Source organism: Nitrosospira multiformis, assembly GCF_900110185.1.
Lineage (GTDB): Bacteria > Pseudomonadota > Gammaproteobacteria > Burkholderiales > Nitrosomonadaceae > Nitrosospira > Nitrosospira multiformis_A.
Window position 1 is genome coordinate 113,351 of record NZ_FOCT01000003.1, and the last position, 14,412, is coordinate 127,762.

Consider the following 14,412-nt stretch of genomic DNA (forward strand, 5'->3'; position numbering starts at 1 on the left):
CAAATGACAAAATTCCTCATCAGGATACTGGCAGCGTTCTTCCCCGCAGTGGTATCCGCGCAGGCTGCGTCTCTTACCTTTTCTGCAGAGGATATTCGCGGCCCCTTTTCCAATATCAAGGGGATGCAGATCACCCTCGCTGGTGCTCCTCCGGCGTCTTCGCTGGGGATGAAGCTGTCCGAGGTGGCGATACAGGGAAAGATCTGGCATAACCTGCATTTTTCTTGTGATCGATTTCGCACCAGCAGGGAGGAGATCAACTGTGATAGCGGTGCGCTGAGGTTGGCGGAGTCCGCGCCACTGCCTGTGTCATTTCGTTTGTCTGTTCCAGACAGAACTCCCGACGTAAAAATCCTGGATGTGAGAATCAGAAACAGCGCAGGCAAGATGGGCGACGGGTGGAAGCTGTCGCTTCGCACGGGAAGAGCAGGTTGGGAAGGTACGCTTGCCGCAGCTAACGGAGAGGTCGCGCAGATCGTACAATTGCTGCCGGTCAGTGAGAATGCCATCCTGCCTTCATCCACGAAAGGGAAAATCAATGGTGCAGCGAAACTGCGGGCTGACCTCGACGGACCTGCTGACATCGATGCCCATTTGGCGGTGGAGGGCGTGGCCTTTAGTGATGTCAGCGGTTTGCATGCGGGCGAGAATATCAGTGTTACCGTCGACGCAAGGGCCAAACGCAAGCCTGCACAGATTCCCTCGCAGAACACCCGGTTATGGGAGTGGCAGGCGGATACCCAGTGGCAGCAAGGAGAAGTGTTCTGGCAACCGCTCTATTTCGCTGCCCAGGGTCATCGTTTCAGCGGGCGTGGCGAACTCGATGACGGCATCCTTCGTCTCCATACGGGAAAACTTTCCCTGGCGAAGATCGGGGAGATCGATCTGTCCGGCAGCATGGGCTGGGGCGCCGGCACGCTGCACAATTTCGACCTCGACGCGCCTGATCTCGAAATGGGGGGGTTGTACAGCCAGATCGTAAAACCTTTTCTGGTCAATACTTCTTTTTCCACATTGAAGACCGCTGGACAGGCGGGAGTAAAGTGGCGATTCCGGAATGGTGTGAGCGAAATGCTCGATGTCGATCTGCGTGACGTATCGCTGGAGGACGAGGGCGGGCGTTTTGCGCTGCGCGATATCAATACGCACATCCCCCTGCGCGCAGATGCACCGACGCATGCGGCCATTACGGTAGGGGGCGGTCACGTAAGCCGATTACCCGTGGGTCCGGTTCATATCCCCCTGGAGATAACCGGATTAAATGAACCGGATTTTCGCATACCCCGAATGGAAGTCCCCTTGCTTGACGGCAAACTGACCCTGGAGGACTTCAGCGCCATCAGGCAAGCGCAGGGGTCGCTTCCAGGCTGGCATTGGCAGTTCAGCAGCGACCTCTCGTCCATATCCATGGAGCAACTCACCCGCGCGCTCGGGATTCAGCCGATGCGCGGCACCCTTTCTGGAAAAATCCCCAAGGTAACATTCGACGGCTCCGCTATTGAAGTGCAGGGTGCACTGCTTTTCAATGTGTTTGATGGCACGGTGCTGGTGTGGAATCTGAAAGCGCTGGAGCCATTCGGCTCCGCACCCTCCCTTATGGCGGATGTCGACATGCGCAATCTCGATCTTGACCTGCTCACCGGCGCATTCTCATTTGGCAATATGGAAGGCCGCATAGATGTGGCGGTGCGTGATCTCGAGCTTTTCGACTGGAAGCCAGTGAAATTCGATGCTCGCCTCATGAGCAGCCCGGGCGATTACAGCCGTCGCATCAGCCAGCGGGCGGTGCAAAGCATTTCATCACTGGGTGGATTGGGCGCTGCCGCCGCAATCCAGCGCAGTTTCCTGCATGTCTTCGATGAATTCGGCTATTCGCAAATCGCGTGGAGCTGTACATTGCGCAATGGCGTCTGCAATATGGGGGGGATAGAATCGGAACCCTTGCCGCACGGATATCTGATCGTCAAGGGGGGCGGAATCCCGGCGATCACCGTGATAGGTTATAATCGCAGGGTGGACTGGCGGGAATTGGTAAGTCGTCTTCAACGGATTACGGACGGCAATGCCAAGCCTGTCCTTCAACAGGATAAACAATGAAGAATCTTTTGTTCCAGGCAGCTTCGCTGACCCTGGTCAGCGCGGTGTCAACCGCCTGCGTCACCATCAATATTTATTTCCCTGCCGCTGCAGCCGAAAAAGCAGCAGACAAGATAATAGAAGAAGTATGGCAACTCAAGAAACCAGAAGGGGGTGAGAAGACGGAGCCCGTTTCACCTCCTCCTTCTTCTTCTCAACCTGCGGTAGAGTAGCAGCCATAACAGTAAAGGCAGATATCATGGTCAGTTCGATTTTCCGGGCAGTGCTGCTGATGTTGCTGTCATTGGCGCCGCTTGCCGGGCATACACAGGTCAATATCGAAATCGATACTCCTGCGATAGCAAGCATCAAGCGGAGCATGCAGCAACGCCATAGCCAGCTGGAGTCGTATTATTCAAGTGGAGCAATAGGTCTCACGCGTGACGGCCTCATTGTCATGCGGGACGCCAACGCGGTGCCGCTGGCGGCACGGCAGTCGGTGAACGGATTGATCGCAGCGGAAAATCAGGACAGAAACGCGCTTTATCGCGAGATTGCCCGCGCCAATAGTCACCCGGAATGGGAAACGGATATTCATTCCACGTTCGGCCAACGCTGGATCGAACTGGCGCGGAGCGGTTGGTGGTATCAGGGTGTGGACGGCGGATGGGTCAAGAAATAAAGTCTGATTGCCGGATACACTCAAAAACAGATGCGCAGGATTTATTTGAACGTCTAGCGTGACTCCCGTACTGGTTTTCGACATCGAGACTGTTCCCGATACAGAGGGATTGCGCAGGCTCTACAATCTTCCCCACGAGCTTCCAGCCGTCGATATCGCCGAGATGGCGTTTCAGTCGCGCCGCCTAGCGGTCGGAAGCGATTTTCTTCCCCTGCACCTGCAAAGAGTAGCGGCAATTTCCTGCGCGCTGCGCGACAAGGATGAATTCCGCATATGGTCTTTGGGGAGCGCCGCGGATTCCGAAGCCGAACTCATACAGCGCTTCTTTGACGGCATAGAGAAATATAGTCCGCAGCTGGTCTCATGGAACGGAGGCGGTTTCGACTTGCCCGTGCTCCACTACCGCAGCCTCATCCACGGCCTGAAGGCTCGGCGCTACTGGGACATGGGCGATGACGACCGCGATTTCAAATGGAACAACTATCTCAGCCGCTACCATACGCGCCATCTCGATTTGATGGATATCCTGGCGCTGTATCAGCCACGGGCGAATGTTCCGCTGGACGAGCTGGCGAAGCTGATGGGTTTTCCAGGGAAGTCGGGGATGGATGGCTCCCAGGTCTGGAGTGCTTTCCAGAAAGGCGAGGTTGTCGCCATTCGTAACTATTGCGAAACGGATGTGGTGAATACCTACCTTGTGTTCCTGCGCTTTCAGCTTATGCGCGGAACCTTCAACAACGAACAGTATCAACGTGAATGCGAGCTGGTTCGCTTCACCCTGAGCAAGTCTTCCGAGCTGCATTGGCAGGAATTTCTCGAACAGTGGTTCTGTTTGAGCGAAGCTTCTTCATTTCTGGATTGATCGACAGCTGCTGCGGCTGCTCATTCTCCTGCATGGAGGTGCGGCAGATTCCGGAAAGCATCCGAGGGTAGAATATCCAATCCTTCTGAACCCGTTCCCGATTTCGAACCTGCCAGCTTGAATATGACTGCTCCCGTTCTTATCGAATCCCTGGATCAGGAAGGCCGGGGTGTTGCGCATGCTGAAGGCAAGGTCATTTTCATTGAAGGCGCCCTGCCGGGAGAGGTTGTCACCTATAACGCCTATCGCAGAAAACCGAGCTTCGAGCTTGCCCAGGTCGATCAGATTCTCAAGCCTGCGTTTTCGCGGGTAACGCCGGAATGCCGCCATTTCGGCATCTGCGGCGGTTGCAGCATGCAGCATATGGACGTTCGCACCCAGGTGGCGGCAAAACAGCGCGTGCTCGAAGATAATCTCAAGCACATCGGCAAGGTCGCACCCGAACTGATATTGCCGGCGGTTTATGGATCACCCTGGGGTTACCGCTACCGGGCACGGTTATCCGTCCGCTATGTGGCAAAAAAAGGCGGCGTACTGGTCGGTTTTCATGAAAAGCGCAGCAGCTTCATTGCCGACATGCAGGCCTGCAGGATCATGCCGCCGCGTATTTCCGCGCTCATCATGCCATTACGAAAGCTGGTGGAAAACTTGTCCATCCGCGAGCGTCTGCCGCAGATTGAAGTTTCACTGGGCGAGGACGTGGATGTACTGGTCCTGCGCATTCTCGAACCCCTGACCGCGCAGGATGAAACCTTGCTCAAGGCTTTTGCCGATCAGCATCATGTTCAGCTTTTTCTGCAAACCGGTGGTCCTCAAACAGCTTATCCTTTCTATCCCGAAGACGCGCCGGAACTGAGTTATACGCTGCCGGAATTCGATGTAACCATTCCGTTTCATCCGACTGAGTTCACCCAGGTGAATCCGATGGTCAATCGCATACTGGTGCGGCGAGCGCTCAACCTGCTCGATCCCCGGACGGGAGAACGCATCGCGGACCTGTTTTGCGGCTTGGGTAATTTCACCCTTCCCATTGCTCGCCGGGGCGCGCAGGTAGTGGGCTATGAAGGCAGCGCGGCGCTCGTCTCCCGCGCCCGTCAAAATTCAGAACGCAATGGGCTGGCGGGGAGTACGCGATTCATGGAAGCCAACCTGTTTGAAATCGATGAAAACTGGATGCATGAGCAGGGGGATTTCGACAAGATGCTGATCGATCCGCCGCGGGAGGGCGCTATTGCCGTGGTGACCGCCCTCGAAGAGAAACAGCTCAAGCCGTGGCGCATCGTTTACGTCTCCTGCAATCCCGCCACACTCGCTCGCGATGCAGGCGTGCTGGTGCACAGGAATGGGTATGCGTTAAAGGCGACAGGTGTCATCAACATGTTTCCGCATACCGCACATGTCGAGTCTATCGCGCTGTTCGAGAAAGCCAGCGAGCAAACATAAAAAAGGTATGAAAAAGGGCGACTGTTTCCAGCCGCCCCGGAGGTGTTCCCGGATTCCCCTGGCTTGCTCGCCGGGTTTACCCTGTAGATTTATCCTATGGCGCTCTTCGCGCGTCAGTCTTTCTCACCGGACAAAGCCAGCAGCAGGTGCAGCAGGCTGGTGAAGAGGTTGTACAGGCTGAGGTAGATACCCATGGTCGCCATCACGTAGTTGGTTTCTCCACCGTTCACGATGCGGCTTACATCAAACAGAATGAAGCCGGAGAACAGCAGTACTGCAACTGCCGAAATGGCGAGGGAAGCTGCCGGTACGGCAAAGAACAGGTTGGCGATCGACGCGATCATCAGGAGTATCAGCCCCACGAACAGGAAATTCTGCATGAAGCCGAAATCCTTCTTCGTCACCGTGGCGATGGTGGCCAGCGTGAAGAAGATCGCTCCTGTTCCCGCGGCGGCGGTTGTGATGATTTGCGCGCCATTCTTGAAATGAAGCGCATATTGGAGCATCGGGCCTAGCCACCATCCGGCCACAAAAGTAAACAGGAACAGCAATCCGATTCCCACCACGCTGTTACGGGTGGCGCTCACGCCAAACAGCAATCCCATCATGATGGCCAGCATCACCAGCGGTCCCATGATAGGCGCTTGCGCGAGGAACGCGAAGTTGGTGCTCATTCCGATCATCGCGCCGATCACCGTTGGAATCATGGTCAGGCCAAGCATCCAATAGGTATTGCGCAGTACCTTGTTGCGCTCGACTGCAAGTCCGGTTTGCACAGTCGGGCTGGAATATCGAAGTTCAGGTTGCATGACGTCTCCTTGGTTGACGAAACTTTACACGCATAAGACTACTCATCTTTATGGAAAGTTGCAATCCTGTCGTTATTGCGGGCGCATTGCTGGAAAAACAGGCCCCAAACGAGTATGATTCGCAAGCAGTTTCGGAGGCGTGGCCGAGCGGTTTAAGGCAGCAGTCCGAGAGTCAATGGAAGAGTGGCCGAGCGGTTGAAGGCACCGGTCTTGAAAACCGGCAATGGGCAACCATTCGTGGGTTCGAATCCCACCTCTTCCGCCATCCATCGCGTAAATACGCGGTTTTAAGGTAAGGTGGAATTTATACCCCCCATTAAAACCACAAGTTTTAGCCGGTTAATCAACGCGTTTGATTTAACTCAGGCCATTTCTCACGTTCTCATGTGGTTTCCGTAGTTTCCCGGTTTTTTCGAAGCTAACTGCTCCACACCTAGCTAATTTACCGGTGAGAACACAACGTCCATGAATGCGGGTTTATTCTCACCGGAGAGGACGGGGTTAATCAAAGAGGAGTGATTTACAAGGTAGGTGTTATCTGCTGGGCCGAACGGAAAGAATGAGAAGAAAGAAGGCAGGCTTGTGTTGATGGATTTATGGATTAACAGTATTCAATTCATATAATCTGATTACATCTATATTGTTGCTAAGACATTGAATTGTTAATATTTTAACTGTTAAGTGAAACGGTTCAGTTCTTTTTGATTCTTGTGAATTGTGTAATTTTCGCTGCGCAATTACACAGATATATGTCATCTCCGATGAGAGTAGTTTGTTGTGGCACACACAACGCTCCCCCTAACGAATGGCGGCGCGTGCACGTTGGGAAGCGGCACAGCGTTGGTATGAGGTTGAGCCTGTTTGTGATTTGTTAGGTGACTGGGTCCTTATGCTAACGGCTTGCAATGGAAAACGATTGTGCTCGCATTTAACGCCGTTTTCGGCTCAGAATAACTGCAACTGGCAGAGCCTGCCGGCTCGCATATGAATTGAGCCAAATCCGATACCGTTAGAAACACCGGCAATAATCGATGCACAGCATCGATGGCTGTCGATAAATAATGAGATTATTATTTGTTATAAATAGATGCTTACAATCTAAATAAATAAAATTAGGCCAAGTGTTCAAACAGTCGCGCGACCGCCTCAGCACCTGGATCAGCGTGACCGACCAAATGCTTGGCATTGATATAGGAAGCGCGGCCCGCATTCGCCTTGCTCATGTGGGCAGTGCGATCGGCACCCGAACGCGCGGCTTTCGCCGCCTCGGGCAGGCTCTCTTCCAGGGCATCAAGGGCTGGCGCAAGGGCATCGACCATGGTGCGGTCACCCGGACGTGCCCCGCCGATCTCCTGCATTCTCCGCAACCCGGCCTGCAACGCTTCGCGCATTGGCAAGCCGCTTGAGGCGGCATCGCCCGCTGCGGCGAAGAAGATCGCGAGGAGCACACCGCACGAGCCTCCCATGGTTTGGGAAAGCTCCAAGCTAATGGCTCGATAGAGCTGGGTATGGTCGGCAAGCGGCAATCGGTCCACCGCGCTGATCAGGGCGCGTGCCGCGCCGGCTAGCGTGCTGCCGGTGTCGCCATCGCCTGACTTGGCGTCGAGCGCGTTGAGGTCGTTCTCGGCGGCGATCAGAACCTCGCAGCAACTGGTCAGGAACTCCCTGGTCGGCTTGTGCATCGAGGGCATCGGAACGACAGCCGTCAGGCCGTCCGGAAGCGCCTGAATCGCGATCTGGCCTAGCCGGGAGACCCGTGGCCATGCCGCCAGCGGCGTGTGCTGCTTGAGCAGGGCGATCTCGGCATCGTCGGCAGGATAGGCCGAAATCGAGAAGCCATGCATGTCGAGCGATGTCATCATGGCCGCCGGCCCGATGACGTGGGTTATCCGCTCGCCAATCGCTGACCGCCGGATTTCGTTGAGGATGATCGACATCTCGATGACCGACGTGCCGCCGAGATTGTTGATCATAGCGACATGCGGCTTTTCTTCCATTGCAGCTGCCAAGCGCTCGACCATGGCAGCGACAGCTTCGCTCGCGTCCTTGAACTCGACCTGTTCAACCCCGGCTTCACCGTGGATGCCAAGCCCAAGCTCGGCCATGCCGGGCGGGATGCGATCCTCCTTTGGCGAACCTGGGATGGTGCAGGTGTTTAGCGACATGCCGATGCTTTTTGTCTTTGACACGACCTTGCGCGCGGCCGCGGCGACGTGCGCCAAGTCGGTACCATTCTCGGCCAACGCCCCGGCTATCTTGTGCACGAAAAGCGTGCCGGCGACACCGCGGGCTTGGGGCAAGTCGGGCAACGCCACATCATCATCGACGATGACTATCTCGACATTCAAGCCAAACTGGCGAGCGCGTTCGGCCGCCAGCCCGAAATTCAATCGGTCACCGGTATAATTTTTGACGATGAGCAGGCAGCCGGACGATCCCGTCACGGCAAGGATGCCTGCCAGTACCGCGTCGACTGTCGGCGAGGCGAAGATGTCGCCGCACACCGCAGCCGTCAGCATCCCTTCCCCGACGAAACCCGCATGTGCCGGTTCGTGGCCCGATCCGCCTCCCGAGATCAAAGCGACCTTGGACTTGTCCCAGTCATTGCGTACGACCACCCGTATATGTGGATAGCCGTCGAGCCGGGCCAGCTTACCGCCAGACGCCGCGACCAGACCATCGACGGCTTCGGTGACGATGCTTTCTTTGGTGTTGATGAACTGGGGCATGTTTTCGGACTCTGTTGCAAAAAATGATTTTTGATAAAAAGTGAATTTAAAAGTTATTAAAAAATATTTAGTTAAAAATTAAAATATAGCTGTTTCTTATTTTTTGCAACAGAGCCGGATTTTTGGCCACAGGTCTTGTCCATGCCCGCTGAGAAACGGCGCAGCGTTGGTATGAAGTTGAGCTTGTTCTTGATCTATTGGGCGACGGGTTCTTATGCACCGATGGGGCAGTAAAACTTCCAGGCAACACGGAGAACTGTCCCATGTGGTAGCGGGAGAGGCCGAGGGAAGGCAATTTATTGGACGAATCCATTTAGTGAGGCTACGGCGCAAGCCAGCGTACTGGCGGGTCTATTAACCGCTTTCCCTTTTGCCTTGTGGAAAGCTGTGGACTGCCCGAGTAGCGGATTGCGTGCCGGGAGGGGCATTCCCCAACCTAAGTATTTGGCTACTGCGCGACAACTCGAGATACATTGAAAGCGATCCCGTTGAAAGAGGAAATATTGAAAAAATTGAAAGGGCAGGATGTAAAAGTGTAGCGAAAGGAAGTCTTTCTGCTACTCATAAACGCGACCAATCCCAAATCTGCAGGCAGCAGGGCTGATCAGAAGCATCCAGAAGGGTCCTTTCTATGTCCCTCCTGAGGAGATGCTTAAAGAAACTCAGGCGCGAACCACTGATGAGTAATCCCTCTATATGCCGGCAGGTGTACCAGGAGCCACAACTCGATGGATGTAGCTGAGAACGATAATGATGCATTACGCCGCTTGCGGCGAACAATGCGGGATTTAGTAGCTCTCTCGACCCTGTCGGAGGCGTGGGCTGGTTTAGAACCGGAGGATATTGCCAAGAGACTCGCTAAAGTTCTCTCGAGTACTCTTGATCTTGACTTGGTCTACATCCGCCTTGCCCAGCCCAACAGCTCTGGCTTTACGGAGGCTATATGCAGCAAGCATCGTCCTGATGCAGACCGCTGCATTTACGAAGTGCGGGACTGGCTCACTTCGCTCTTGACCGATGCTGCTTCAATCCCCGTGGCTATAGTGCCTGATCCGTTTGGTACGGACACTCTGCGAATGGCTCTCACTCGGTTCGGCTTGGAAGAGCGTGATGTGTTAGTCACTGGTTCGCAGCGAGCAGGCTTTCCAACTGAGGATGATCGGCTGCTGCTGGAACTCGCTTCCAACCAAGTGACTGTCGTTGCCCAGCAGCAGCGGGCCGAGCAAGCCCTCCAGGAAAGCGAAGAGCGGTTTCGTGGTTTTGCCAACGCCGCTCCGGCCATGCTCTGGGTGACCGAGCCGGACGGTTTCTGCTCTTTCCTCTCTCAAGGGTGGTACGAGTTCACTGGCCAAGACGAGGACGAAGGGCTGGGCTTCGGGTGGCTCAATGCCGTGCATCCGGAAGATCGGGAGGAAGCAAGCAAAAATTTCCTTTTCGCAAACGAGCGGAGAGAAGAATTCTTCCTCGAGTATCGCCTGCGGCGGGCCGAGGGTGTATATCGGTGGATCATCGACGCCGGCCGCCCTCGCTTCTCCCCCGAAGGCCAATTTCTCGGATATGTCGGAAACCTGCTCGATATCACGGACCGCAAGCAGGTCGAGAAGGATCTTCAGGAAAGCCGAGAGTACTTGCGGGCTATCTTTGAATCCGTCGGTGATGGTCTTTACGTAATGGGGCCAGATTTCCGCTGCACCTACCTGAATCCAGCTGGGGCAGCGATGCTTGGCTACCAGGCCCGAGAACTCGTTGGTCGGCACCTGCACGATATCATTCACCACACACATCCGGGCGGCGGTCATCGCGCTGTCAGTGAGTCCCCTGTCGCCTTAGCTGTGCGCGAGGGTGTGCCAGCGCGTGTGGACGACGATGTCTTCTGGAGGAAGGATGGGAGTCGATTACCAGTCACCTACTCTGTTTCCCCGATAATGGTCGATGGGCGACCCGCCGGAGCAGTCGTCGCATACCGGGATGTCACGGAGCGGAAGCAATCCGAAGAAGAGATGGCCGTTCTCCTGGGAACGGAGAAGTGCCGTGCTGCACTTCTGGCACGGGTAGCCAATGCAAGCAAGTCGATGAACTTGGAGTGGTCGGTGGACAGCATTGCCCGGATTTTGACTGAAGAAGCCCGCTCCATGCTTGGAGCTCACCAAGCGGTCACTTCCGTGACTATTTCAGAAAACTGGGCACAGGCGATTAGAGCGGTATCCCTGTCGGACAAGTATGCCCACTACCATGCCTATTCAGAGAAGCCGGACGGGTCGGGCATTTACATGGAAGTATGCCGTACCAATCGTCCGATGCGGATGACTCAACAAGAGCTGGAAGCCCATCCAGCGTGGAAAGGGTTTGGAAAGCATGCCAAAGATCATCCACCCATGAGAGGCTGGCTTGCCGTACCGCTGATCGGCCACGGGGGGAAAAACCTCGGCTTGGTCCAGCTCACGGACAAGGCTCAAGGCGAATTCACCGAAGAGGACGAGGCGATTCTGGTGCAGCTTGCTGCGATTGCCTCTACTGGGATCGAAAACGCCTATCTTTATGAGCAAGTGCGGAAGCAGGATCGACGCAAGGATGAATTCCTCGCCACGCTGGCTCATGAACTGAGAAATCCTCTTGCCCCCGTTCGTAACGGACTTGCCGTGCTCAAGCTGGCACCTTCAATGGAGGCCACGGTGCGGACTCGGGAGATCATGGAGCGACAGGTGGAACATATGGTCCACCTAATCGACGATCTGCTTGACGTTTCCCGCATTACCAGCGGAAAGATCCAACTCAAGAAGGAGTGGGTAGATATTCGCACGGTACTGGATGCAGCTCTTGAACTGAGTCGGCCCCTTATTAAGGAAAACCAGCACAGGCTGTTCATTTCGAATCCTAAAGAGTTGCTCCTGCTTGACGCCGATCCAACGCGTATGACCCAGGTAGTGAGTAACCTCCTGAATAACGCGGCGAAGTACACTTCCAAAGGAGGACAAATCGAGTTGTCTGCCGAGAGAGATGGCAGCGAAGTAATCATCAGGGTGCGGGATAACGGAGTCGGCCTTACGTCAGAGGCTCTGCCAGAGGTATTTGAATTATTTAGTCAGGTCGGGAAAACCCTGGATCGCTCACAGGGAGGATTAGGCATCGGGTTAGCCCTCGTCAAGCGACTTGTAGAAATGCACAACGGATCCATCACAGCGGAAAGCCAAGGCCTTGGGCAAGGCAGCACGTTCGTTGTCCGTCTTCCCCTCCCCCCAACGCAAATAATCAAGAGGCAAGTTGCTGGGGCAGGTGACTTCTGTACCCTATCTGTTCCCCGTCGCATCCTTGTGGTGGACGACAATGTGGATGGGGCTGAAACACTCACTATGCTCCTCATGATGTCTGGACATACGGTAGAGACGGTTCACACTGGCCCGGACGCCCTCAAGGCCGCTCAGACCTTTCAACCTGACGTAATATTCCTCGACATTGGCCTTCCTGTTCTGAGCGGGTATGAAGTTGCACAACAACTCCGTTCTGATTCGAACATAAATGGCTTGATCCTGGTAGCTTTGACCGGATGGGGATCCGAAGAGGACCGCCGACGAGCGCGAACTGCTGGATTCGATTATCACCTTACCAAGCCAGTCGAGATAGAAAAGCTGCAGCGGTTACTCAGCGAAATAGATCAGGAATTAACCACCAAGAGTTGAGGAATCCGTTCGTAGTGCAGGTAATTGTTTGGGACCTACTGATCATCTCAAATCAGATCATCTCAAATCAGGAAGGATGAGGCCCTTCTATCCTTGCTTAAACCCTTCTACGTCCGAACCTCTTTTCACGATGGAGCAATTTATCGATAGCTCGCCCCGGTTGACAATCGCTTTTGATGCAGAAAAGGGTGGAAGGATGCACCCCAGGAGGGGATAAAAGGAGATAAAGTAGAGGTTGTGATACTTTTTCCGAGGGAATATATGCAGAACCTGAATTTGAAGTTATTGGCAGTTGTTTTTTTCCTGCTTCCGCTTTCATTTCTCTCCGGTTGCGCGGCGGTGGCGGTAACGGGGGCGGCTGCGGGCAGTGGATATGCGGTAGCTGAGGACAGGCGTACAAGCGGCACCATGATGCAGGATGAGAGCATCGAATTCAAGAGCAACGGGAGAATCAAGGACAAATTTGGCCGCAAGGTTCACGTGGAGGTCACGAGCTTCAATGGTAGGGTACTGCTGACCGGCCAGGCAGCATCCGCGAAGGTTAAAAATGAGATTGGAGACATCGTGCAGGCCGTGGAAGGCGTGCGTGAGGTCACCAATGAAATTGCCGTAGGAGAGATCAAGCCGCTTACCGCGCGCAGTTATGATGCCTGGATTACATCCAAGGTCAAGGCGAAGTTCGTGAATGAGGGACTATTCCAGGCCAACCACGTCAAAGTCGTGACCGAGGATGGGGTGGTTTATCTGATGGGAATGGTGGATCGGGAGGAAGCACAAAGCGCGGTGAAGATTGCGAGATCCACGGATGACGTCCGCAAAGTTGTCGAAGTGTTCGAGTATCTGGATTGACGCTTGAATTTTTTAATCGACTTGGAATACTGTCCGGCACGATCCCTTTGAGCGGGCGCTCAATGCATCATGACGATGGATTCGTAGCTTCCGTACGGGAAGGCGAAAAGACTAACCGGGCTTCTTGTCGATCTTCTCTGTCCCGGCTTCCGGTTTGCGTGACCGACGTGCGGCTGGCTTTTTCCTTCCCTTGATTCCTGGTTTTTCTGACACTGTTTGATCTGCCGGATTACCGGCAGTGTGTGCGGTTTCTGTCCCGGGCACAGGAGTTGCTGGCAGTAAATCTGCTTTCTTTTCCCCGGTCTTTCGACGGCTTTTTCTCTGCTCATGCGTTTCATCCAGGGAGGTGATGCCTTCGAGGGGCAGTGATGGGGCCGCAATCTCAGGCGAAGCAGGAACAGGCGGCGATGCTTCCATTGCTGTGCCATTATCGGCCGCCGCACTGCTGCTGCGATAAACGTACGTGCCCGATTTCTCGTCACGCCCCAATTCAAGCAGGCCTCTGGCTTGCGCCTCTTCAAGCAAATTACCGAAAGCACGAAAGCCATAATAAGACTCGTTAAAACCAGGTTTACGGCGCTTGATCGCTTGTTTGAGCGTCGATGCCCAGATTTTTCCGCTGTCGCCCCGCTCGGATACCAGGGCGTCGAAAGTCTCTACTGCCATGTTGATTGCCTGGCCCTTGCGTGCCTCGAGTTCCTCTCCTGGGCGTTTTTCCTCCGCAGGCCCACGTTTCACCACAGGGGGTGCTTCCGCTGTATCGTGTTTCGCGGCAGTACGCTGGATTTCCCGTACCAGATCGTCATAAAAAATGAATTCATCGCAGTTGGCTATCAGCAGGTCTGAAGTTGATTTCTTGACTCCAACACCGATCACTTGTTTCGCGTTCTCGCGCAACTTGGAGACGAGTGGCGAGAAATCGGAATCGCCACTGATAATGACGAACGTGTTCACATGCGATTTCGTATAACAAAGATCGAGCGCATCCACGACTAGGCGGATGTCGGCTGAGTTTTTACCGGACTGACGAATGTGCGGAATTTCGATCAGCTCGAAATTTGCCTCGTGCAACGCAGTTTTAAAGGTTTTATAACGATCCCAGTCGCAATAAGCCTTTTTTATGACAATGCTGCCCTTCAGCAACAATCGCTCCAGCACCGGCTTGATATCGAACTTCTCGTATTTCGCATCACGCACGCCAAGAGCGACATTTTCAAAGTCACAAAATACCGCCATGCTGACATTTTCCTGAAGTGTAGCCATAAGGTTTATTCCTATCAATAAT

10 protein-coding genes and 1 tRNA gene are annotated in these 14,412 nt (G+C 54.5%); 8 read left to right on the forward strand and 3 right to left on the reverse strand.

The genetic code is table 11. The annotated features are described in order from the left end of the window. Positions 1-3 precede the first annotated feature (3 nt). From BMY01_RS04575 to rlmD, 5 genes are all read left to right on the forward strand, one after another. Positions 4-2,097 carry an intermembrane phospholipid transport YdbH family protein gene (locus BMY01_RS04575; RefSeq protein WP_074744748.1) on the forward strand — a complete coding sequence of 698 codons (2,094 nt, stop codon included), beginning with the start codon at positions 4-6 and terminating at the stop codon, positions 2,095-2,097. Further along, entirely contained in the window at positions 2,094-2,309 is a 216-nt protein-coding gene (locus tag BMY01_RS04580) for a hypothetical protein (RefSeq protein WP_074744750.1), read from the forward strand. Before BMY01_RS04575 ends, BMY01_RS04580 begins: the two co-directional genes overlap by 4 nt. Before the next feature lie 26 nt (positions 2,310-2,335). Continuing rightward, a complete protein-coding gene (locus tag BMY01_RS04585) occupies positions 2,336-2,758 on the forward strand; it encodes a YdbL family probable chaperone protein (RefSeq protein WP_074744752.1) in 423 nt (140 codons plus the stop codon). Between the two features lie 58 nt (positions 2,759-2,816). Beyond that, positions 2,817-3,620 (forward strand): 3'-5' exonuclease, encoded by an 804-nt coding sequence (locus tag BMY01_RS04590; protein WP_074744754.1) that lies wholly within the window; start codon positions 2,817-2,819, stop codon positions 3,618-3,620. 123 nt (positions 3,621-3,743) lie between these two features. Beyond that, positions 3,744-5,063: a 23S rRNA (uracil(1939)-C(5))-methyltransferase RlmD gene (gene rlmD / locus BMY01_RS04595; protein ID WP_074744756.1), complete on the forward strand. Its 1,320-nt coding sequence runs from the start codon at positions 3,744-3,746 to the stop codon at positions 5,061-5,063. Positions 5,064-5,176: 113 nt separating this feature from the next. Here rlmD and BMY01_RS04600 read toward each other — a convergent pair whose 3' ends face one another. Next, positions 5,177-5,872 carry a Bax inhibitor-1/YccA family protein gene (locus tag BMY01_RS04600; RefSeq protein ID WP_074744758.1) on the reverse strand — a complete coding sequence of 232 codons (696 nt, stop codon included), beginning with the start codon at positions 5,870-5,872 and terminating at the stop codon, positions 5,177-5,179. Between the two features lie 177 nt (positions 5,873-6,049). On the opposite strand from BMY01_RS04600, the gene BMY01_RS04605 reads away from it, so the two are divergent. Beyond that, a tRNA-Ser gene (locus tag BMY01_RS04605) sits at positions 6,050-6,137 on the forward strand. A gap of 847 nt (positions 6,138-6,984) precedes the next feature. On the opposite strand, the gene BMY01_RS04610 is transcribed toward BMY01_RS04605, so the two are convergent. Continuing rightward, a complete protein-coding gene (locus tag BMY01_RS04610) occupies positions 6,985-8,601 on the reverse strand; it encodes a dihydroxyacetone kinase subunit DhaK (RefSeq protein WP_074744760.1) in 1,617 nt (538 codons plus the stop codon). A gap of 728 nt (positions 8,602-9,329) precedes the next feature. Between BMY01_RS04610 and BMY01_RS04620 the strand changes: the two genes are divergently transcribed. Together BMY01_RS04620 and BMY01_RS04625 are read left to right on the forward strand one after the other, a co-directional pair. Then, positions 9,330-12,278, forward strand: coding sequence for a PAS domain S-box protein (locus BMY01_RS04620; protein WP_074744762.1), 2,949 nt, complete (start codon positions 9,330-9,332; stop codon positions 12,276-12,278). A 261-nt stretch (positions 12,279-12,539) separates the two neighbouring features. Next, complete coding sequence (locus BMY01_RS04625) at positions 12,540-13,127, forward strand: BON domain-containing protein (protein ID WP_074744764.1); 588 nt, start codon at positions 12,540-12,542, stop codon at positions 13,125-13,127. A gap of 111 nt (positions 13,128-13,238) precedes the next feature. Here BMY01_RS04625 and BMY01_RS04630 read toward each other — a convergent pair whose 3' ends face one another. Then, entirely contained in the window at positions 13,239-14,390 is a 1,152-nt protein-coding gene (locus tag BMY01_RS04630) for an NYN domain-containing protein (protein WP_074744766.1), read from the reverse strand. Positions 14,391-14,412: the final 22 nt, after the last annotated feature.

Coding starts and splice junctions, on each gene's coding strand:
- rlmD (WP_074744756.1), top strand. CDS start 3,744: ATGACTGCTCCCGTTCTTATCGAATCCCTGGATCAGGAAGGCCGGGGT.
- BMY01_RS04630 (WP_074744766.1), bottom strand. CDS start 14,390: ATGGCTACACTTCAGGAAAATGTCAGCATGGCGGTATTTTGTGACTTT.
- BMY01_RS04585 (WP_074744752.1), top strand. CDS start 2,336: ATGGTCAGTTCGATTTTCCGGGCAGTGCTGCTGATGTTGCTGTCATTG.
- BMY01_RS04620 (WP_074744762.1), top strand. CDS start 9,330: ATGGATGTAGCTGAGAACGATAATGATGCATTACGCCGCTTGCGGCGA.
- BMY01_RS04625 (WP_074744764.1), top strand. CDS start 12,540: ATGCAGAACCTGAATTTGAAGTTATTGGCAGTTGTTTTTTTCCTGCTT.
- BMY01_RS04600 (WP_074744758.1), bottom strand. CDS start 5,872: ATGCAACCTGAACTTCGATATTCCAGCCCGACTGTGCAAACCGGACTT.
- BMY01_RS04575 (WP_074744748.1), top strand. CDS start 4: ATGACAAAATTCCTCATCAGGATACTGGCAGCGTTCTTCCCCGCAGTG.
- BMY01_RS04580 (WP_074744750.1), top strand. CDS start 2,094: ATGAAGAATCTTTTGTTCCAGGCAGCTTCGCTGACCCTGGTCAGCGCG.
- BMY01_RS04610 (WP_074744760.1), bottom strand. CDS start 8,601: ATGCCCCAGTTCATCAACACCAAAGAAAGCATCGTCACCGAAGCCGTC.